The organism is Thermoleptolyngbya sp. M55_K2018_002 (genome assembly GCF_015295965.1).
GTDB classification, from domain to species: Bacteria; Cyanobacteriota; Cyanobacteriia; order Elainellales; family Elainellaceae; genus Thermoleptolyngbya; species Thermoleptolyngbya sichuanensis.
In genome coordinates this window covers 13,871-33,539 of sequence record NZ_DVEA01000049.1, presented here as the reverse complement: position 1 = coordinate 33,539, position 19,669 = coordinate 13,871, and the positions used below count along the sequence as shown (strand labels likewise).

Genomic DNA, 19,669 nt, shown 5'->3' with positions numbered 1-19,669 from the left:
AGGGGTGTAATCAGGCGGAGGCGGGATAAGCCGATCCTAGCGAACTTCGGCTCCTGGAATGTGGCTCAATCGACTAGCTAGACAAATCAGCTAGACAAATCAGCTAGACAAATCAGCTAGACAAATCAGCTAGACAGAGCAGCTAGGCAGAGCAGCTAGACGGAGCAGCTAGGCAGAGCAGCTAGACAAAGCAGCCTGCTACCCAGCCCAACTGATTTCTATCAAGCTGGTTGAAGGCCCCTGGCGCGAAGGATGGCCAGAGGCGAGACTGATTCACCACTTGATGCCAGAGAATACCGTCGGCATAGCTCACCAATCCCGTCAGCAGCACCCATTCCTCATGCGGCACGACACCTCGAATGCCGTGGTTTGTCAGCCCCGGATAGGCTCGAAAGTTTGCCGCTGCCGGATAGACTGTGCCGCACTCAACGATTTGAAAGAAGCCGCGTCCGTAGCCATAGCTTGGGTCTGGAGCCAGCGCGGAGGTGGAGGGGCCACCCACAGACGGCGGCGGATGGTTGGGCCAGTCAGCGGGAAATTCTTCTGCAGGTGGCATGGGATCGGCAAGGGCGATCGCCGGGTTGATGTTGATGTCTGGCAGCATCACTTTCAGCGCCAAACTTGCGGCAATTGAAATCGTGGTGACGGTCACCACAGTCTTTCCGGCATCATTGGAGGGGGGTGGCGGCTCCTTGTCTTTCACGAGCCGTACTTCCATATGATTTTCGTAATTCAGCATTGGGCAGGTCATGGTGTTGTGTGGAGTTCGCTGGGTTATTCGCTGGGTTCGCTGGATTGCGAGTGGTATCCCCTCTCCGAAGCAGAGCTACGCATGAAATGGCTGGAAGCCCCGCAGACGCTTTGGCTGGCGACCCAAAATCGCAAATCCAAAATCGCAAATCCAAAATCGAGAATTGATGGAGGTCTGGAATGCAAAACGGGCGCAGCACACTGTGCGGTGTAGACGGATGTTCTACATCGTGTCAGCCGTTGGAAGCGGCCTATTCCGGCATCTCGGATTTAGATACTGTTTTTTGATATCAAGTTGATGATATCTTAATCTGGTATCAAGAAATATGCAAGAAAAATTCTGGGCAAAGTTTTTTGCGAATCTAGTTAGAAATCTTCATGAAAACTAGGCATAAAACGGGGCGATCGCCCACTCTGCTTAAGATCCAGCAAAAGACGGGCGATCGCCTTGACATTGATAGCTTATCTTGATAGCGTAAAACAGGCTCTACAACTGCCCTCTCAAAGAACGTCTTAGATGTTCCGCAGCCCGTTTTTGGCTGTTGTTCTGGAAGCGATCCGGCTGGCTGAACATTTGAGCAAGCTTTGTCAGGACGATGATTTCCGCTACTCTAGGTCTGGAGCGGGCTGATTTCTCTCAGCTCCAACCGGATATCCAGGGTAGGATATGGAAAATTCTGAAATCCATCCGCCAGAGGTTTCGCTCTGGTTAATAGGGTTGGGTTTGCGGTTCCAGAGTGCATCTTCATGACGGCCAGTGACGACCATCAGCAGACATATCAGGCAATTTTTGAGAATCCCCCTCGGCCTGATATTTCTTGGGAGAAGGTTTTGGATTTGCTTTGCGTATGCGGAGCAAAGCTGTTTCAAAACGGTGGCAACGACGGTCAATGGATTCAAGTCTGGTGTGAGACGCGCCGAGCCAACGCGATCTTCCATCGGCTAGACCATCAGCCCTGCCTCGCCCCATTGATGGTGATCGAAGTCCGTCGATTCCTAATCGCGTCAGGCATACAACCTCCCCGCACGAACGAGTAATGTTATGAGTACTTTGCTGAATTACCGAGGCTACACCGCAAAAGTAGACTACGACCCTGAAGCTGAAGTCCTGCATGGAACAGTTTTAGATTTGCGAGATGCTATCGTTTTTCAGGCAAAGGAGATCAAGGAAGTTAAGCGCAATTTTCACGACGCGGTTGATCAATATTTGAGCTTAATGGAGCGAACGGGGCAGGAACCCGAAAAACCGTTCAAAGGCAACATTGCGTTTCGTACCTCATCGGCAACCCATAAGAAGATTTCCCTGGCCGCCGCTCGCGCTGATATGAGCATCAATGCGTGGATGGATCAGGTGTTGAGTGAAGCGGCCGATGCCGAGCTAAAGGGCTATCGCTATGAGCGGGGCAATGCTGGACATGTCAATCAGCTTGTGGCTGTGCCGCTGGAGCAGGCGGTTGCGACTTCTTCTGCGGTTTTGTTGACCGAGGTTCTGCGTCAGGATGGGGCGATCGCCCCTCAGTTGGTTAGCGCCTTCAACCCCTACGCCAGCCGCAAAGACCCCCACGCCAGCCTAGAGATCATGAAGTCTCTGGATCTGATTCTGCGAGGCATCGCCATTGATCGCGCTCAAGTTCAAGAGGGCATGTCGAAGCTCTTGAGCCTAACCAAATCGGATGATGTTGCTGAAGTGCCACCCTTTGTGCTGAGGGCGATTTCAGATCAGATGTTGAGAACCATTAATCTAGACCCCGCTGCACCGGCGAATGTTAATTTTTCGCTGCATCCTGAAAATACACCCGTAATTAACACCTGAGCCGTTGTATCGGCATTGGAACTGCCGGATACCCTGGGCAATCTCTTTCCCGTGTTTCTCTGTTGACGCTTGAACTCTGACGCTTGAACGTCTGAACGATTGAACCCTACTTGCTGCCCCAAGGCGCTGACCCAAGGTAAGGATTCTCGAACCCGGATGAATTCGGGGCGATCGCCATAATTACTCTGCGCCAGTTGGGCGGGTTAGCCTTGGCTGGATTCATCTGGCAACGCTTTAACTGTTTACCCATCTATTGACCCATCTATGCAAGAAGCCGTTTGGGGTGCTTCAATCTTTTTAGGCTGATCAAGTAATTTTTTGAACGTTGTGCCTACACCTGGCAACTGGTGTCAGGCTTTTATCACAGGCTTTTATCAATAGTCGCAATAGTCGCAATAGTCACAATAGTCTGAAGAGACAGTTCTGAGAGGGAGCGCTTTCAAACCCGCTAGGTGGAGCTTTTTCCAGGGTTTGAACCTCTAAGCTGTGCCACTTTTTAGAGTGGATCTAGTCCGGTTAAGCTACTGGCATAGGTGGTCGCATCCCCCAAATAGATGAACCTATAGACTACTACTGGTTTTAGCTCCCCTCAGGAAATTTCTCGTGAGTCCTGCCCGCCCCCCTCACGTTTCGCTGGTTTCCTCGACTAGCCTGCCTGCTGCGATTTTGGCTAGCGAGGTTTTTGCGTTTCTGTATCCAGGCGCAGGGATTGACTCTTTCATCGTTGATCTGCAAAAGCAGGCCCACAGCATTGTTCAAGAATTAATTCGGACTCGTGTCCCGGTGGTGGTTCTAAAGCCAGGGCTAGATCGAGTTTTGGACGTGATTCGCACCGAGTATCAACATCCAGAACTGGCACAGCGAGTTGAAGACCTAATTGACCAAATCAATATCTGCCTTGTGCCGCTGCCAGAGGGACATGAGTGGGGAGAGGATCACGATTCCAAGTCGCATGAGTTGGCGATCGCCCAGCGGGATAGGTTAAGCATTGTTGCATTCATACCTGGAAACTACTTCAATTTTGATGGCAGCATTCAGGTTCACGCGGCCAGCGACTTCCTCAAGTGGTTGCAGCAAATACCCCACCCTGTCGATGAACCCAGCGAAACGCCAGTCGCGGAAGAGTCCAGCCCAACCCTAGAAACCGATGCTCCCAACACTTCAAAATCGGTCTTGCCCTGGATCGGGCTGAGCGTTGCAGGGCTGTCGTCCCAATTTTTGCGATTTCACTCGGAAAGACCAGAGCAGACCGAAGCTCTTGTCGCGCTACTGTTGTACCACCTGCTATCTACCGAGGCGCATCGCTGGAATCCTGCCAAGCCTGTGGAACTGGCCGAAAGCCTCGACTGGCTCCGCCGCTGGGCCAATTTGGATCGAGTGGGCAGAGCAGAAGGAGCGTCTGGAGCAGGCGGAAAGTTTGACGAGCTCCTAGCATTGCACGTACCAGTGCAGAAAAGCAGGTCTGCTGTGGATGGGGTGATGGATGGGGTGATGGATGGGGCGATCGCCCCGCTGCGTCCTCAAGAGACTGTCCTACCAAAACCCCCCATCCCTGCGGAACCAGACGCAGATCATAGCCCCAGTCTGCCAAAAGCTGGCGGGAAGCGATCGCAGTTTCCGATTCTTGACGGCGAAACTTGGCCCGACGACGGAGCCGGAGATCCGCCCGCATCCGATTCCGATCTAGACCCCACAAATGGCGGGGAGCCGACGCGCCCAACCCCTCCACCCGCCTTTGAGTATCCAACCTTAGACCTCTCCGAACCTGGAGCGGATGGGGCAGGCGATCCCGTTGTCGGCGATTTGGATGGCGACGATCCGGGAAGTCCTGACAATGCGGGCGGCGGGGGCGGCGGCCAGCCAAAAGCACCCAGGACTCCACACAGTCCTGAGCCGCCCATCGATAACCCGCCCGGAATAGATTCCCCAAACATTCCGGAACCCCCTGCCCCTCCGCCAGGGCCAACCCAACCGCCACCCAATTTGGGTAATCCAGGCGATACGCCCGGTGGTGAGGTGCCAGGTGATAGTACACCAGATGCGCCCGGTGATCATACGCCGGGTGGCAATGCGCCGGGTGGCAATGCGCCGGGTGGCAATGCGCCGGGTGGCAATGCGCCGGATGGCAATGCGCCGGGTGGCGGTAATGGTGGCAATAGCGGAAACGGTGGTGACAACGACGGACTGCCTGAGCCGCCAGGGTCGGGAAATGGCGACGATGAGCTTCCTAGCCCGCCCATCGATCCGCCCAATCTGCCAGAGCCGCCAATCGGGCCGCCCCCACCCAATTCTGGCGGCGCAGACGGGGCCCCACCACCCCAGCCGACTCCGCCAGATGGAGCGGGCCCGCCCGGTAGCGGAGAGAACGACCAGCCGGGTGGCGCGGAGTTACCCAACCTGCCGGACAATGTGCCTGGGTCGCCGACACCCCCTCCTGCGACGCTGGATGGCGCAGGAGGCAGCAAGACTTTTGTGCTGCAACTGGGTCACTCTGAAGCCCTAGTGCGTTCTGGAAAGGAAACCCTCTCAGTCTCGATGGGCCGCGAAGTTGTGATTGCAAACTTCAGCGGCGTGGGCACAGGCAGCGTTACAGCGGCAAATCTGGATGAGATGGATACGATTCAGCTAGTGGGTGCGCCGTTCACTGCAAGAAACATGCTGCTGACCCAGGTCGGGGCTGACCTGCTGATTACCTTTGATGGCGCGTCCGATTTCACGATTCGCCTGAAGGACTTTGCGCTGAAGGATCTCGACAACTTGGTTGAGAACGGCAACCTGCTGTTTGATGGACAAACGGCGATCGCCGATGACTTTGATGTTATCCACTGGCGCGAAGACCTGACCGTCCTCCGGAGTAACGTTGTCACCTTCCTCAATGACTATGACAACCGCGTTATAGGCCGCGACAACTCCAACGACACGATTAACGGCATGGGCGGTAACGATGTGCTGTTGGGGCTGAGTGGCGATGACCTGCTGCGCGGCGGCGATGGCAATGATCTGCTAGACGGCGGCATCGGCAACGATACGCTGGTGGGCGGTGCTGGGCGAGATACCTTCGTGCTAGGCCTGCGGCCGGGCGTGGATGCGATCGCCGACTTCGAGGTGGGGCTAGACAAACTGCGACTAACGGGCGGCCTATCTCCTAGCCAGTTGACCTTTAGCGCTAGCGGCAGCGACACCCTCATCCGCTATGGAAGCAGGACGCTGGCAATTTTGCAGAATGTGCAACCCAACAGCCTGGACTTTAGCAACCTGTTTGACCCCACCCTGTTTGATCCAACGGGCAATGCAACGGCGACCTAACCTATTGTCCTGCCCGAAACTGGTTCTGCCTGCAACTTGTTCTGCATATCAGTCGTTCCATCCACAACTGCTAACCTGCCGCGCTAAGATCGAAGTCGCCCAAAAGCCTGGAATCCTGGATTTGGCGATCGCCCACAGCATGAACCATCGAGGAATTTCGAGGATTGGGCTGGGAATCTGTCCGGGTTTCGGCGTTTTGCTGATGAAACAGACTAGAGGCAGGTGCTAGCACATCTTGCAATCGAACTTCTTGGTATCTTATTGCAAAACCTGATAGGCTTTTTCAAAAGTTCATCCGGTCTAGGATAGATTCGTTCCCAAATGTTCTTTCGTTAAGCTTGCTTGCAGATTTGTAAGTTTGCTTGCGGGAATCTGCTGCCTGCTCGCGGCTGTGTTTCTGTCTTGTGGCGATCGCCCTGATTTGGCGACCTCCCCAGGGCTGATCCAAGATTCCCTCCTTTGAGGAACGCCACAGCAGCTAGCTCTCAACTAAGGTAGAAGCTTCAGTTGCGTCTGATTTGCTGAGTCTGAGTTGCTGAGTCTGAGTTACTGAGTCTGAGTTGCACGAATCACGCTGATGATGGGTTCGGGTCAAGATCGACATGCTGGAATGCAAGATGTTGGAACACAACATATTGGAATACAAAGGCTATACAGCAGAGATAGAGGTGGATATTCAGGCCGGCGTGCTGCATGGTCGCGTCCGCGACATTCAGGATGTCGTGACCTTTGAAGCCGAGACTGCGGCTGAGCTAGAGCGCAAGTTTCGCCGCTGTATTGACGTATACCTGGAATTCTGCCAAGAAACTCAGCAAGAACCCGATCGCCCCGGTCTTCAGCCTGATTCCAAAACTATCGCCTTAAAAGCCACGCCCGATTTGTGTCGTGCCGCTGACCACGCAGGCAAAAGCATTGATTCCTGGGCGCAGGATGTCCTCTCTGAGGCTGCTCGTCGCAGCCTGGAATCCTTTGCTTAATGGGCGTATCTAAAGGCTGCATCAGAATTTAGGGAATTCTCAGTAACGCCACGTTTTACGGTAACGCTGCGTTTTATAGTGGAGTTGCTGCTCATTCCTTAAGCAATTGTGAAAGCGATTACTCTGCTTGGCTCCACCGGCTCCATCGGCACCCAAACCCTGGACATTGTGAGCCAATATCCCGACCAGTTTCGGATTGTGGGGCTGGCGGCGGGGCGAAACGTAGATCTCTTGGCTCAGCAGATTCGCCAGTTTCGCCCCCAAATTGCTGCAATTTGTGATCCGGCGCTGTTGCCCCAGGTGAAAGAGGCGATCGCTGACCTCACGCCGCAACCCATCCTGCTCGCGGGCGACAATGGCGTAGTCGAAGTCGCCCGCTTTGGCGATGCCGAGGCCGTGGTGACGGGGATTGTGGGATGTGCGGGTCTGCTGCCCACCATTGCTGCCATCGAAGCGGGCAAAGACATTGCGCTGGCAAACAAGGAAACCCTGATTGCGGGCGGCCCGGTCGTGCTGCCGCTGGTGCAAAAGCATGGCGTGAAGCTATTGCCCGCAGATTCGGAACATTCCGCCATTTTCCAGTGCCTCCAGGGGGTTCCAGAGGGCGGGCTGCGGCGCATCCTGCTGACGGCATCGGGCGGCGCATTCCGCGATTTGCCGGTCGAAAAGCTGGCCACTGTTAAGGTTGCCGACGCGCTCAAGCACCCCAACTGGACGATGGGGCGTAAAATCACCATCGACTCTGCCACCCTGATGAACAAAGGGTTGGAAGTGATCGAGGCGCACTTCTTGTTTGGGCTGGACTATGACCACATCGAAATCGTCATCCATCCCCAGAGCATCATCCATTCGCTGATCGAGCTAGAAGATACCTCTGTGCTGGCACAGTTGGGGCTGCCCGATATGCGCCTGCCGCTGCTCTATGCCATGTCCTATCCCGACCGGGTGCCGACCCAGTGGGAACGACTCGACCTGGTGAAATGTGGCGATCTTACCTTCCGTGCCCCCGACCATCAGAAGTATCCCTGCATGGGGCTGGCCTATGCAGCGGGACGGGCAGAGGGTTCTATGCCCGCTGTGCTGAATGCTGCCAATGAACAGGCGGTGGATCTTTTCCTGCGGGAAAAAATCCAGTTTCTCGACATTCCCCGACTGATTGAGCAGGCGTGCGATCGCCATCATCCGCACAATCTGCCCCAGCCCACCCTCGACGACATCCTTGCAGCTGATCAGTGGGCGCGGCAGGCGGTGCTGTCGGCAAGTCAGCGCTTGGTAGCGTGATGGGGGATGCAGGGTGACGGAGATTTAGAGATGATGGGATGAGGGGATAGGATGCGCGAGTAGTTGCCTGCAATACGCCAAACCCGCAATGCTCGTCCCCGTTACGCCAAAACGCTCACAGCCCAACATTCCCTCACCATGTCCAACCCCCTCCGCCGAATCAAACAACTGCCCTGGCTGCCGCTGTTTCAGACGGCAGGCTATGCCGTGATTGGACTATTTGCGGTGGAACTGTTGCTGTGGTGGGGCGGTTCTCGACTGCCGTTTGTGGCGCGGGCGAATGCCCTGATCTTTTCGCCGCCGCTGGATTTGCTGATTGTGCTGTCCATTGCGATTGGCGTGGGGGCTTTGGCGGTGCATTTGCTGGATCAGTTTCAGCGGCAGATTTTTATTAACCTGGGCGTTCTTTGGGGGCTGATTGCTTGCCTGGTGGTGATGGTGTGGGTGCGATCGCTCTCTGGCATCCCCTCGCTGCTGCCGCCCAGCCAGCCTGCATTGATGGGCTTGATTATCGGCGTGTTTTGGCGCGGCAAAAATCACTGGCGCTGGTAAACTGGCGCTGCTAAACCAGTTTGGCAAATTGAGCCTTTGAGGGCGATCGCCTTTGGTGCAGAATCCCACAGAATAGAGATAGATCTGCCCCTTCTCGCCCCAACTTGCCGCCATGCCCGCTTCTCCTCAAACTGTGGGGCCAACTTTGCCAAACGCAGCCGATAGCGCGGCTCCTGCCAAGCCCCTGCGCCTCAGTGCGGTGCTGACCCGGTTTCAAGCCACGCCCGATTCCCGGCTGCTGGGGCTGGCGCTGCTCATTGGCACGGGCGCGGGGCTAGGTGTGGTTACGTTTCGTTATCTGATTCACCTCGTCAACCAACTCATGCTGGGGCGCGTGGCGGGCGTGCTGTCCGTTTGGGGACACTGGACGCTGGCGCTGCTGCCGATTTTGGGCGGGCTATTGGTGGGCGGGTTGCGCTGGGGCGTGCAGGGCTTTGGGCCGGGCCTGTCGGCGCTAATGGAAACGGTGCAGGGCGGCAAGGAACTGGCCCCGCTCAAGCCCGTGAGCAAGATGGTGGCGGCCGCAGTATCGCTGGGCAGCGGTGCGTCCCTGGGGCCAGAAGGGCCGAGTGTGGAAATTGGCGCAAATTTTAGTCTGCTGCTGGGGCAGGCGCTGAAGGTATCGCAAGCACGGCAGTTGTTGCTGCTGGGGGCAGGTGCGGCGGCGGGGTTGGCGGCGGGGTTTAATGCGCCGATTGCAGGGGTGTTCTTTGCGCTGGAAGTGGTTCTGGGCAGTCTATTTGCTCCGTCGTCGGCAAGTGTGGTGCTGCTGTCGGCGGTGGTGGCGGCGTGGATCGCGCAGATTGGGCTGGGGGCAAAGCCTGCCTTTGCGCTGCCGGCCTATGAGGTGCGGAGTCTGCTAGAACTGCCGCTGTATGTGGGGCTGGGGGTGTTTGCCAGTCTGGTGTCCATTCTCTATCGGCAGGCAATGGCGATCGCCCAGCAGGCGTTTCAGGGGCAACTGCCGGGGACGCAATGGCTGGCAAAAATTCCCAATCCGCTGCATCCGGTGCTGGGTGGCATTGCGGTTGGGGCTGTGGCGCTGTGGTTTCCGCAAATTCTGGGCGTGGGCTACGAAACCATCGAGTCCATTTTGCAAGATGTGCAGTTTCCGCTGCGAATGGTGATCGCGCTGCTGGGGCTAAAGCTGGTGATGACGGCGGTGAGCTTTGGCAGCGGGTTTGTGGGCGGCGTGTTTGCCCCGGCGCTGTTTTTGGGCGCATCGCTGGGGTTGGTGTATGGCAAGACATTGGCGATCGCCCTGCCCGTGCTGCATCCCTACATGGCCTCGCCGCCAGCCTATGCGATGGTGGGCATGGCAGCAGTGCTAGCAGGCAGCGTCCGCGCCCCGCTCACGTCCATCCTGCTGCTGTTTGAGCTAACGCAAGACTACCGCATCATTTTGCCGCTGATGTCGGCCGTGGGGCTGAGCATCTGGCTGGTGGAAACCCTGCAACCCACCAAACTGATGGACTCTGACGGCGAACAGCAGGAAGCCCCAGAGGAGACAATTGCCGGAATCTCTGTCCCCGCATCGCTGTTGGTGGTCGATGCTTTGCAGCCGATTGCCCTCAAGCTGTCTGCGAACCTGCTGCTGGCCCAAGCCGCCCGCACCCTGATCGACCAGCGGGCCACCTGCGCCCTGGTGATGGACAACCTGGCCGGGCTAGATAACGTAAATCATCTGAACAATTTAGACTATGTGGGCGGCGACGAAACACTAGTGGGTATCTTGACCCTGCGCGACATCAACCGCTTGATTCTCAAGGCCGAAGAAGCCCCCGACCTGCTCCAGCGACCCATCCGCGACCTCTGCACCACTCATGTCCTGTTTGCCTACAGCGACGAAACCGTGAAAGAGGCGATCGCCCGCATGGGGACTCGCGGCTTGCACCAGATCCCCGTTGTCGAGCGCGACCACCCCACCCACGTCATCGGCCTGCTCACGGAAGAGAGCATTACCACCGCCGCCCGCCTGGCCCGCATCACCAAAGCCCTGGGCGACAGCGAGGAGTCGTCGGAAGATTTTCAGGCTGACCTGGCAGAACGAAACGGAAAGGCGATCGCGCTGCCAGAGGAAAAAATCGAGATGGAGAGCCAAATTCTGCCAAATTCTCTAGGAGTTGAAAACTCTATCGATGCCGAGAGCCTTGGTAAAGTTAGATCCTAATACTCATCATTCGCAATCCTTCCGCCGCAATTTTTTCGCTATGAGCAATCGTAGCATTATCACAATCAGGCCTGATGAGCATGGCGATACTCCATACATTCGCCACACACGTATCACGGTATATGACGTTTTGGGCTGGCTTGCAGACGGACAATCCATCGCTGAAATTGTCAATAAATTCCCAGAACTGACAGCAACCGATATCAGGGCTTGCCTGGAATTTGCGGCCGATCGCAGTCATTACGGTTCATCTATTTGTTCATCTATTTCTAGAGATGAAGCCTCTAGCAGTGAACCCCTTAGCACTGAACCCCTTAGCACTGAACCCTCTAGAACTGCACCCCTCTCTTCGCCAATTCTCCATCCCATCAGCCCCGCCTATTCCGAAACCTCGATCAACGCTCAGCAGCATGTCGATGATCCAGTTTCGTCCCAAGAAATCGATCAAACTCCGCCCGCCCCGCAGCCCAGCGCCTTGCTTAAACCCTTTGTCCGAATGGAGAAGCGGATTTGGGAGCCGCTACTTTCCTGGGGAGAAAATCAGGCCTTAATTAGCCTGCTGGGGTTGTTGGGTAACCTGGGTCTCATCATTGCCGTCGTCAGTTACATCGGCTTAGAAAAACAGCGGCGCGACGATCAGGTTTATGCAGCTTGGCAGACCATCACCAACGCCGCATCCCCGACGCAACCCTGTCGGCAGCGCGAACGATCAGGTTTATGCAGCTTGGCAGACCATCACCAACGCCCAGGGGCAAAGCGGGAACGGAGGGACGCATCCTGGCTCTAGAGTTTCTGAATGCTTCGCCAGGGGCAAACTGGCGTTTGCATTTTCCCTGGATTTGCATCTCTGAAGATTGGCTCTGTTCCAAGTGGGAACCGGAAAGCCTGGACGGGGTAGACTTGGCAAAGGCCTACCTGGCCGGAATTCAGCTACCCAAAGCCAGCCTGGTTGAAGCGAATTTGGAAGGCGCAGTTCTATGGGGAGCCAACTTGCAAGGGGGCAAATTTGGAAGAAGCGAATTTGCGAGGGGCAAAGTTGGGCGCAGCCAATCTACAAGGGACGAGACTGGATGAAACTAACTTTCAAGGAGCCTTTTATTCTGACGAAAAAACGTCCAGGAGTTTGTGTGTAGATATTACCTATCCGCCCATTCATCCCTGCCCGACTCAATTTCCGGAAGGCTTCGATCCAGAATCCGCCGGAATGAAACCGCTTCCCTAGCAGTCTATTCATACACAGCCTATTCAGCTTGGTCTGGACTGGTTGTTACTGGACTGGTTGTTATCAGTCATGGTTTGATTTTCAAGATCTTTGTGATTTCCTGGATGACAAAGCTCGAAAACGCTTGTGATTATAGAAGTGTGAATAGTGTGACCCTAGAAGACAGAGGTGCTTCATTGAGAACTGGCATCACCTGTTGGCTTCACGGTTAAGAAACAGGAGGTCACGATCCGAATCAAGACGCTAAAGGAGCAAACATGAATTCGTTGGGTATTTTGAAAATGGCTCAAGGGATCGTGGAACGATTGGGCGATCGCGCGAAGGTCTACATCGGCGCGGGGCTAGTGGGTCTTGCAGTGTTGGCAATGCTGCTGTTTTCGCTGTTCCGTCCGGCCCAGATCGTGACGACTGAAAGCGTGCGAAACCTTATCTTTAGCAGTGTGGAAAATGCCAGCGAGTTTGTGGCTGCCACGACGGACGGCTATGCTACGGTCAAAGTGGAAGAAGTCGCCAAAAAGTTGGGCATTCCTATTGGAAAAACCAGCCTGATTTATGAAGGCGTGGGCACGGTGCAGGCAGGCTTTAACCTGAAAGACTTGGTGGTTTCAGATCTCGACTTCAAGAATCGCGTCATCAAGGCCGAATTGCCCGCTCCTCGGATTTTGAACATCAATCTTGACATTGCGCGGAGTTCAAAAATCGACGACTACCGCTCGTGGTTTGGCCCTGCGGCGACCGCCGAGCTATACGAAGAAGCGCAGCACGAGGCACTCGCCATCATTCGCGAAAAAGCGTGCAGCGGCAACCTGTTCAAAGCCGCCAATAGCAGCGCCAAAGAGCAGCTCAGGACGATTCTGAATAAAGCCGGATTTAACACCGTGACGGTTGAAGTAGAGTCTGGAAACTGCGCCGCCTAGCGTTTTAGCCGCCTTAGCTTGAATCAATCGTGAATAAACCGGGCAGGCTGGATGGGGCGATCGCCCTCTCCAGCTTGTTTATTTCTCCCCCATGCCGCTTGCTTTTTCTCGCTCACCTGTGGCACAAGGGCAGTAGACCGTTCGTTATCGTTCCAACATCGCGTCGCCACCCAACCCCCAACATGCTGTATTGGTTTATCTGGCTCGGCTTTATTGCCTACGCCGCCTTCCTCGCGCCGCCCGATCGCCCCGAAACGCTTAGCCTGATTCAAAACCTCTCAACGGGCCAGTGGGATGGCATCAATCCCCTGATTGTTGCGCTGTTTAATCTAATGGGCATCTGGCCGCTGATCTATAGCGCGGTGCTGTATGCCGACGGGCGCGGGCAGCGGGTGCGGGCGTTTCCCTTTGCGGCGGGTAGCTTTGCCGTAGGGGCGTTTGCCCTGTTGCCCTATCTGGCGCTGCGAAAGCCGAATCCCACTTTTATCGGCGAACCGTCCTGGCTGATTCGCAGCTTGGATTCCGTCTGGACGGGGCGCGTGCTGCTGCTGGGGGCGATCGCTCTGCTGGTCTACGGTTTCACCCAAGGCAACTGGGCTGATTTTGTGCAGCAGTGGCAAACCAGCAAGTTTATTCACGTCATGAGCCTGGATTTTGTTGCCCTGTCGGCGCTGTTTCCGGTGCTGCTGCGCGATGATCTGGCGCGGCGGGGTCTGGGAAGCCGCTGGTTTTGGGCGATCGCGCTGGTTCCGCTGCTGGGACCGCTGGTCTACCTGTCCGTTCGCCCGCCCCTTGCCTGTGCCACCGAATTTGCCACCTCAGAAGCCGCCCCAGAAGTCTCCCTGGAGGGATAGCCGCAACAATGGGCGATCGCAGCTTAATATCCCTGCGGAATGAAGTTTGCTGACATGTGATCTCGTAACATTCAACATATCAAGCAAGTTTGCAAAACTAACAGGGGATATCGAGCAATCGCCCTGTGCAGCGTTTTTTGATCTTCCAAAGCGGGTTATGCGTTGTACCGAAATATTGGGTCAACGCACTGCTTTCCATTGAACTAAACGCTTCTACGGACTGAGCAGATCCGTCGGCTGTTGAGATCAATTCGTTCTTTAATTTGCTCTTTAAACTGTGGGAGAAAAATCATGGCTAATCTGTTGACTTGGCTGGTGTTGGGCTTCATCGCGGGCGCGTTGGCAAAGCTAATTTATCCAGGACGGCAGGGCGGCGGCATCTTTGCCACAACGCTGCTGGGTATTTTGGGTGCAATGCTGGGCGGATGGCTGGGCACGGTGCTGTTGGGTGGAGCCATTACAGGGCTGAATTTGACCAGCATTATCCTGGCAGTGATCGGGGCAATGCTGTTGATCTTCCTGTGGGGTGTATTCACTCGCGCTGCCTAGCTCACCTGAAACAGCAAGGGGAACCTCGAAAATTGATATGATTCCTGTAATTCACTTCTGTCTCATCTGAGACTTGATCAGGTCAAATTCAATCCATCGAGGTTCCCAAAGATTCATTCAAAGTTGAATAGGCGGGAACCCCTATTTACCCAAAGGGTACGACCATCCGCGCGATCGCACGACTGGGAAGATCATGTCGCTGCTGGCACAGATAGCACGGCGCAACCAAAAGATTTACGACTTTGGCGTTTGGTCTTCCATCAGCTTTTCCCAGGCAGCTTTGGCCGCCTCCGAAAGGCGATCGCCCAGTTCATTGACCTCGCTCACCAGCGCATTCCAGTTTTTCTCCGCTTCCTTTTGAATCGAGTCGATCGACTGCTCCAATTCTTCAGGTTTGAAAAGCCGGTTCTGCTCAACGGCCTCGCGGGCCTGGCGCACCACCTTGAGATAGGTTTCGCGGGTGAACTCCCCTGCGGAACGGGCTTCCTGTTGGGCGCGGTGCGTAATGGCATCAATCAGCGCCTTGGTTTCTCGCTGAATTTCATCCAGCCCTTCCAAGGCAGAGCCGTGGTCGCCCGTAGCGGGTCGTGCTTCCAGGACGATTGGCTCTTGGTCAGACCCGTTCGGTGAATTTGGATCAAAGCTCATCGCGTTGCCTCCTAAAAACCTAAAAATATAGCGGGAGAGCCGGATTGCGGCAGGCTCAAATGACAGTCTCAGGAAATGACAGCCTCAGGAAATGACAGTCTCAGCACAAAGTTAGAATCCAGGCGACTTCAGCGTTGCCGAGTCTCCTGCCGCCAAAAGCTCTCGCTCGACCCGCAGCAGATTTTCGATGCGGGCTTCGGTGGTTGGATGGGTCGAAAAGAGGCTGGAGAGAAATTGTTGAGGAATGGCGTTCATAATCAGCAGCGGCTCAAACGCAGGATTGGCCCGCAGCGGCATTTGTCGGGCGCTTGCCTCCAGCTTTTGCAGCGCGCTCACCAAGGCACGGGGGTTGCCCGTCATCCGGGCAGAACCAGCGTCAGCTTCAAACTCGCGGGTGCGGGAAATCGCCATCTGAATTACGCTGGCGGCCAGCGGCGCTAGAAGAACGGTGAACAGCAGCCCCAGGGGATTGCCGCCGCCCTCGCGCTCGTCGCGACTGCCCATGCCGCCAAACATCAAGCTGTACTGCATCATCTGCGCCAGCCAGGAGATTGCCCCAGCAACCGTTGCAGCTACAGCTTGGGTCAGCGTGTCGCGGTTGCGGACATGGCTGAGTTCGTGGGCAATGACGGCTTCTAGCTCCGGCTCTGTCAGCATTTGCACGATGCCCTGCGTAACGGCGATCGCCGCATGTTCTGGGTCGCGCCCGGTGGCAAAGGCGTTGGCTCCTGGAGAGGGAATGACAAAGATCCGAGGCATTGGCAGGTCTGCCCGCTCACACAGCCGCCGCACCATTGCATACAGCCCCGGTGCTTCAGCTTCGGTAATCGGCTGGGCCTGATAGGCAGCCAGTGCAATCTTATCCGAAGAATACCAGGACATCAGGTTTGTAAAGGCGGCGATCGCCAGTCCAATCAGCGCCCCGCTGGAACCACCCAGCATCCAGCCAATGCCGACCAGTAGCCCACTCAACAGGCTCAACAGCGCCAGGGTTTTTACTTGGTTCATATCCGGCTCCTATCGCAACTCACCCGCTATTTTGCACTCAAATTGTACGAGTCGGGGATCGCTGATCGTGAGGAAAAAACCGTTAAAGTTGGGGCGGTTTTCCGTATTGGGCAGTGTTAGGACTTGCGTCGTTGGACAATTTCTCGCCAGCGCAGTCCGCGAGAAATTGTCCAAACCCCAAAGAGATGATCGCAAGTGCGTAAGGCCTGAGTGTTTAGCTCTGGAGGAAAAAGGATCACGATTCTGGAGCGGGATGCCACTGGCGGTAGGGATGCTTCACCAGCGCCGCGTTGAAATAGCGCGGGTCGTGGGAGACTTCTTCACCAATCCAGTCGGGAAGTTGCACGGTTTGGTCGGGGCTAGAGAGTTCCACCTCGGCAACAATTAGCCCGTCGTTGTCGCCCCAAAACTCGTCCACTTCCCAAGTCAGCCCTTCGTAGGGAATTTTGTAGCGGGTTTTCTCAATCAGCGGGCGATCGCACAGGGTATTCAGCAATTCTTCCGCATCCGCCAGGGGAATTTCATACTCGAACTCGCTGCGCGATAATCCTTCTATCGCGCCCTTAATCGTCAAAAAGCCCCGCGTTCCTGCAACCCGCACCCGCACCGTCCGCCCTGCCCCCGACAGCAGATAGCCCTGGCGATAGGTCGTGCCTTCCGCCAGCCCACGCCAGCGATCGCCCACCACGAGAAATTTTCGCTCGATTTCCTGCGCCATATCAATTTTGGGTTTTAGATTGCTGATTTTGGAGCGCCGATCCAGGGTTCGGTCTCGCATCCAGCGACTTCATCGACAGCAGTGATCCCGGAACCACCAGGTAGTCTACGTTGAAACCCAGAACGCAGACTCGGAAGCAGCCCACGAAATGCCTGCACAGGTTCTATCACAACCAAAGATTGGCCTTGGGTTGTTCAGATTACGACGGGGGCGCAAACTTGATAGGGTTATAAGGGTTATAAAGGAGGATCGGTCGCTAGAGGTTTGCTGGAAAGAACTTGGAAACCATCCAAACCCCGCGATTGAACCTTGAACCCGAACTCCTGAATCCTGATTAAAGTCCAACGTCTACGCACCCTATGTGAGGGGTGGAACGCCTATGCAGTCTGTTCGCAACGTGGTGAATGTGGTGATTATGTTCATGCTGTTGGCGTTTATTGCCAGTAGCCTGTTTCGGCTGGGTATATTCTTTTTGGGGGGTGGCTTGTCTGCGTCTTAGCTTGTTTGCGTCTTCAATTCTGCGTCTTCAATTAAATCTATGTCTTAATCTATTGGCTGCAAGCCAATTTCCTCAATCCTCCCTGATAAGGAACCCTTGAGGAAACAAGAACCTTTGAGCCAGTTTTTCCTATTCCACACGCGCTGTTTTAACCCTCCAACCCCCATAACCTCTCATGGCCGACATCCTTTCTCCCGCAATCAGCGATCGCATTTGCAAGCACATGAACGAAGACCACGCCGACGCGGTGTTGCTCTATGCCAAGGTCTACGGCGGGGCAGTGGCGGCCACGGCGGCGAAAATGGTGTCGATTGACCCGGAGGGCATGACACTAGAAGCGGAACAAGCGGGGACAGCAATCCCTGTGCGCGTCACCTTTGACCATCCGCTGCAAGACTCGGAAGACGCGCATCAAACGCTGATTGCAATGGTTCGCCAAGCGCGATCGCAGACACCCGGAGAATGAGGGGGCACTGCGCCTGCTAGCCCCGCACCTTAACGCTGACTTTGCCAGCCGGGGGGCGGCGGGCCAGGCGAACGGTGCTGGGCATGACACCGACCATCAGCGCGAAAGATTCGTCAGGAATGCGAGCAATAGTAGGCGCATCGAAGTAGGTTTCAAACTGGTTCAAAATCTTTTTGGCCCGCTGAATTGCCTCGGAGGTGTCGGTAAACTGCTGCGTCAGGCGAATCCACTGTCGCCGAATTAGGTACGCTTCTTGGCGCTCTTCGTGGGTTTCTGGAGCCACCAGCGACAAGTTACCCACCGGGATCACCTTCTTGCAGTCTGCATCAAACACGCCACCGACCGCTGCGCCAGGCCCAGCGAACTCAGCGTGGAACTGTTTGTAGAGAACGAGTCCGTTGCGCCTGCGCTTATTGACCGCAAGCACGCGCCCTTGTTGGATGTAGCGCAAAATCTCGTCTGGATTTGTGCAGTCAATAATTTGCACGGAGGTGTTCGCAGCGGATTCGCTAGGGGATCGCTCAGCCAAGGCCGAGCCAGAGGACGATTGGAGGCTCTCTTTAGAAGAATAGTCTGAACCTGTGGGATTTGTGCGATCGCCCTTCGCAATAGGCTGAGAAATCTCCGTGTTGTCCAGCAACCCGTTCTGCTGAGTTGTGAGGCGAGGGGATGAATGGTGTAAATCGCGATCGCTGATAGCAGCAGACTCTTGACGGTTCCCTTTAGCGGTATCTAGCATGTTCCCACGAAGCTCTTAGGACAGACGGCAGTCCATGTCTAGAGTTAATTCTAAGGGCAGCAAATCCAGAACGCATCGGAACCCACAATAGCTTTATAAAGCCCCAGTAAAAGTTGGATGCGACAATTTAAACCTCTCGTAAAGTTGCGTTAGCGCTGTCCAGCCAACTCCCCTGAAAAGTCCTCATAGTCCTTAATCGCGCCGGATTGGCCGGGCGATCGCAGCTCAGCCGGTAAACTTTAAAGATGTCAAGAAGTGCAAAGATGTCAAGAAGTGCAGATTGTTCCACCGTTGCGATCGGCAGCTCTCCGCTGGCATAGAACTGAAGGTAGAACCGATGGTTGAACTGATGCGATGCATTTACTCAATACATTCTATAAGTTCTATCCCTGTGGCTTTGACCTATCCCTGTGGTTGTGACAGGCGTTTTTGTAAGAAAAGCTGCTGGGGTTGCCCCATTGCCCAAGTGAACGGATTCCACTCAGATTTACTGACGTGATAGCCCGCCTTTTCATACAGCAGTCGGGCTGCTGTATTGTTTTCCAGCGTGTGCAAATAGAGTGCTGCAAAGCCCCACTCGACCGCAATGCGATCGCACGCTTGCAGCAGTTGCAGCGCAATGCCCCGCCGCCGATAGCCCGACCGCACCGCTAGGTTGGAAATATAGAGATAGCGATCGCCCACCCCTTTCCAAAATGCAGGACGATGCAGATTCATTTCCAGCGTGCCCACTACGCGCTCGGTCAGGGTGTCGTCGCTGCCGTGCTGCTCAACGGCGACCAGGCAGGTATAGTGCGGCGTTTTGCGATGCAGCCGGCCGCGCAAATCGTCCAAAATACCCGCTCGAAACAGCGGATAGGCCCAGCCCAGCACCCCGTCTGGATTGTGAAAACTGCTCGCCAGCACCTCGGCTAGATCAGGTAGGTCGCGCGATCGCGCCGTCCGGATTAAGATCGTTCCAGGTTCATCTACTTGGGGTATCCCACGAAGCTTACCCATCCACCCAGCCAGCAACGCCGATAAAAACACGTCTCGACCCACGGCCATGCCCGTAATCACTGCATCTCCCCATTCTAGAACGAGCGAAAACGGGTCGCATCTATTCTGCCTCGTCCCATCTGCCTTGTATCAGTATTCCCCCACTATTGCGCGTCTAGTGTTTACAGTTACATCTATTGCTAGATTGGGAACGCTAAGAAT

20 protein-coding genes and 1 pseudogene are annotated in these 19,669 nt (G+C 55.4%); 14 read left to right on the top strand and 7 right to left on the bottom strand.

The window, feature by feature from the left end; all coding sequences use genetic code 11:
• Positions 1–181: 181 nt before the first annotated feature.
• Entirely contained in the window at positions 182–718 is a 537-nt protein-coding gene (locus tag IGS51_RS02175; protein ID WP_297075315.1) for a hypothetical protein, read from the bottom strand.
• Between IGS51_RS02175 and IGS51_RS02170 the strand changes: the two genes are divergently transcribed.
• The 3 genes from IGS51_RS02170 to IGS51_RS02160 all read left to right on the top strand — a co-directional run bounded on the left by IGS51_RS02170 (position 719) and on the right by IGS51_RS02160 (position 5,869).
• On the top strand, positions 719–964 hold the full coding sequence (locus tag IGS51_RS02170; RefSeq protein WP_297075312.1) for a hypothetical protein: 246 nt from the start codon (positions 719–721) through the stop codon (positions 962–964).
• Between the two features lie 828 nt (positions 965–1,792).
• The gene (locus IGS51_RS02165; protein WP_297075310.1) at positions 1,793–2,563 is read left to right on the top strand and encodes a type II toxin-antitoxin system HicB family antitoxin; all 771 of its coding nucleotides are present in this window, start codon (positions 1,793–1,795) and stop codon (positions 2,561–2,563) included.
• A gap of 603 nt (positions 2,564–3,166) precedes the next feature.
• On the top strand, positions 3,167–5,869 hold the full coding sequence (locus IGS51_RS02160) for a hypothetical protein (RefSeq protein ID WP_297075308.1): 2,703 nt from the start codon (positions 3,167–3,169) through the stop codon (positions 5,867–5,869).
• Positions 5,870–5,939: 70 nt separating this feature from the next.
• On the opposite strand, the gene IGS51_RS02155 is transcribed toward IGS51_RS02160, so the two are convergent.
• Positions 5,940–6,110 (bottom strand): hypothetical protein, encoded by a 171-nt coding sequence (locus IGS51_RS02155; RefSeq protein WP_297075305.1) that lies wholly within the window; start codon positions 6,108–6,110, stop codon positions 5,940–5,942.
• A 376-nt stretch (positions 6,111–6,486) separates the two neighbouring features.
• Between IGS51_RS02155 and IGS51_RS02150 the strand changes: the two genes are divergently transcribed.
• The 10 genes and pseudogenes from IGS51_RS02150 to IGS51_RS02115 all read left to right on the top strand — a co-directional run bounded on the left by IGS51_RS02150 (position 6,487) and on the right by IGS51_RS02115 (position 14,391).
• Entirely contained in the window at positions 6,487–6,846 is a 360-nt protein-coding gene (locus IGS51_RS02150) for a type II toxin-antitoxin system HicB family antitoxin (RefSeq protein ID WP_297075302.1), read from the top strand.
• 108 nt (positions 6,847–6,954) lie between these two features.
• Positions 6,955–8,127 (top strand): 1-deoxy-D-xylulose-5-phosphate reductoisomerase, encoded by a 1,173-nt coding sequence (locus IGS51_RS02145; RefSeq protein ID WP_297075301.1) that lies wholly within the window; start codon positions 6,955–6,957, stop codon positions 8,125–8,127.
• A gap of 138 nt (positions 8,128–8,265) precedes the next feature.
• The gene (locus IGS51_RS02140; protein WP_297075299.1) at positions 8,266–8,679 is read left to right on the top strand and encodes a hypothetical protein; all 414 of its coding nucleotides are present in this window, start codon (positions 8,266–8,268) and stop codon (positions 8,677–8,679) included.
• A 112-nt stretch (positions 8,680–8,791) separates the two neighbouring features.
• Positions 8,792–10,849, top strand: a complete 2,058-nt coding sequence (locus IGS51_RS02135) for a chloride channel protein (protein ID WP_297075298.1) — start codon at positions 8,792–8,794, stop codon at positions 10,847–10,849.
• Positions 10,850–10,889: 40 nt separating this feature from the next.
• Positions 10,890–11,090, top strand: a pseudogene (locus IGS51_RS22265) (DUF433 domain-containing protein); the annotation flags it as partial.
• A gap of 476 nt (positions 11,091–11,566) precedes the next feature.
• Entirely contained in the window at positions 11,567–11,923 is a 357-nt protein-coding gene (locus IGS51_RS22260) for a pentapeptide repeat-containing protein (RefSeq protein WP_367279233.1), read from the top strand.
• The gene (locus tag IGS51_RS22255; RefSeq protein WP_367279232.1) at positions 11,856–12,071 is read left to right on the top strand and encodes a pentapeptide repeat-containing protein; all 216 of its coding nucleotides are present in this window, start codon (positions 11,856–11,858) and stop codon (positions 12,069–12,071) included. The genes IGS51_RS22260 and IGS51_RS22255 overlap by 68 nt, the downstream gene beginning before the upstream one ends.
• Positions 12,072–12,352: 281 nt before the next feature.
• Positions 12,353–12,988, top strand: coding sequence for a DUF4230 domain-containing protein (locus IGS51_RS02125; RefSeq protein WP_297075296.1), 636 nt, complete (start codon positions 12,353–12,355; stop codon positions 12,986–12,988).
• 182 nt (positions 12,989–13,170) lie between these two features.
• Positions 13,171–13,842, top strand: coding sequence for a DUF2834 domain-containing protein (locus IGS51_RS02120; RefSeq protein ID WP_367279235.1), 672 nt, complete (start codon positions 13,171–13,173; stop codon positions 13,840–13,842).
• A gap of 291 nt (positions 13,843–14,133) precedes the next feature.
• The gene (locus IGS51_RS02115) at positions 14,134–14,391 is read left to right on the top strand and encodes a GlsB/YeaQ/YmgE family stress response membrane protein (RefSeq protein WP_297075292.1); all 258 of its coding nucleotides are present in this window, start codon (positions 14,134–14,136) and stop codon (positions 14,389–14,391) included.
• Between the two features lie 234 nt (positions 14,392–14,625).
• Here IGS51_RS02115 and IGS51_RS02110 read toward each other — a convergent pair whose 3' ends face one another.
• From IGS51_RS02110 to IGS51_RS02100, 3 genes are all read right to left on the bottom strand, one after another.
• Positions 14,626–15,039, bottom strand: coding sequence for a hypothetical protein (locus IGS51_RS02110; protein WP_297075291.1), 414 nt, complete (start codon positions 15,037–15,039; stop codon positions 14,626–14,628).
• Between the two features lie 111 nt (positions 15,040–15,150).
• A complete protein-coding gene (locus IGS51_RS02105) occupies positions 15,151–16,047 on the bottom strand; it encodes a M48 family metalloprotease (protein ID WP_297075289.1) in 897 nt (298 codons plus the stop codon).
• Between the two features lie 235 nt (positions 16,048–16,282).
• On the bottom strand, positions 16,283–16,765 hold the full coding sequence (locus tag IGS51_RS02100) for a CYTH domain-containing protein (protein ID WP_297075386.1): 483 nt from the start codon (positions 16,763–16,765) through the stop codon (positions 16,283–16,285).
• A gap of 674 nt (positions 16,766–17,439) precedes the next feature.
• Between IGS51_RS02100 and IGS51_RS02095 the strand changes: the two genes are divergently transcribed.
• Positions 17,440–17,730, top strand: a complete 291-nt coding sequence (locus tag IGS51_RS02095) for a DUF2470 domain-containing protein (protein ID WP_297075287.1) — start codon at positions 17,440–17,442, stop codon at positions 17,728–17,730.
• 16 nt (positions 17,731–17,746) lie between these two features.
• On the opposite strand, the gene IGS51_RS02090 is transcribed toward IGS51_RS02095, so the two are convergent.
• Positions 17,747–18,469: a hypothetical protein gene (locus tag IGS51_RS02090; RefSeq protein WP_297075286.1), complete on the bottom strand. Its 723-nt coding sequence runs from the start codon at positions 18,467–18,469 to the stop codon at positions 17,747–17,749.
• A 402-nt stretch (positions 18,470–18,871) separates the two neighbouring features.
• A complete protein-coding gene (locus IGS51_RS02085; protein WP_297075285.1) occupies positions 18,872–19,528 on the bottom strand; it encodes a GNAT family N-acetyltransferase in 657 nt (218 codons plus the stop codon).
• Positions 19,529–19,669: the final 141 nt, after the last annotated feature.

Coding starts and splice junctions, on each gene's coding strand:
- IGS51_RS02125 (WP_297075296.1), top strand. CDS start 12,353: ATGGCTCAAGGGATCGTGGAACGATTGGGCGATCGCGCGAAGGTCTAC.
- IGS51_RS02115 (WP_297075292.1), top strand. CDS start 14,134: ATGGCTAATCTGTTGACTTGGCTGGTGTTGGGCTTCATCGCGGGCGCG.
- IGS51_RS02175 (WP_297075315.1), bottom strand. CDS start 718: ATGGAAGTACGGCTCGTGAAAGACAAGGAGCCGCCACCCCCCTCCAAT.
- IGS51_RS02095 (WP_297075287.1), top strand. CDS start 17,440: ATGGCCGACATCCTTTCTCCCGCAATCAGCGATCGCATTTGCAAGCAC.
- IGS51_RS02150 (WP_297075302.1), top strand. CDS start 6,487: ATGTTGGAACACAACATATTGGAATACAAAGGCTATACAGCAGAGATA.
- IGS51_RS02120 (WP_367279235.1), top strand. CDS start 13,171: ATGCTGTATTGGTTTATCTGGCTCGGCTTTATTGCCTACGCCGCCTTC.
- IGS51_RS02170 (WP_297075312.1), top strand. CDS start 719: ATGATTTTCGTAATTCAGCATTGGGCAGGTCATGGTGTTGTGTGGAGT.
- IGS51_RS02105 (WP_297075289.1), bottom strand. CDS start 16,047: ATGAACCAAGTAAAAACCCTGGCGCTGTTGAGCCTGTTGAGTGGGCTA.
- IGS51_RS02100 (WP_297075386.1), bottom strand. CDS start 16,765: ATGGCGCAGGAAATCGAGCGAAAATTTCTCGTGGTGGGCGATCGCTGG.
- IGS51_RS02135 (WP_297075298.1), top strand. CDS start 8,792: ATGCCCGCTTCTCCTCAAACTGTGGGGCCAACTTTGCCAAACGCAGCC.
- IGS51_RS22260 (WP_367279233.1), top strand. CDS start 11,567: ATGCAGCTTGGCAGACCATCACCAACGCCCAGGGGCAAAGCGGGAACG.
- IGS51_RS02140 (WP_297075299.1), top strand. CDS start 8,266: ATGTCCAACCCCCTCCGCCGAATCAAACAACTGCCCTGGCTGCCGCTG.
- IGS51_RS02165 (WP_297075310.1), top strand. CDS start 1,793: ATGAGTACTTTGCTGAATTACCGAGGCTACACCGCAAAAGTAGACTAC.
- IGS51_RS02110 (WP_297075291.1), bottom strand. CDS start 15,039: ATGAGCTTTGATCCAAATTCACCGAACGGGTCTGACCAAGAGCCAATC.
- IGS51_RS02090 (WP_297075286.1), bottom strand. CDS start 18,469: ATGCTAGATACCGCTAAAGGGAACCGTCAAGAGTCTGCTGCTATCAGC.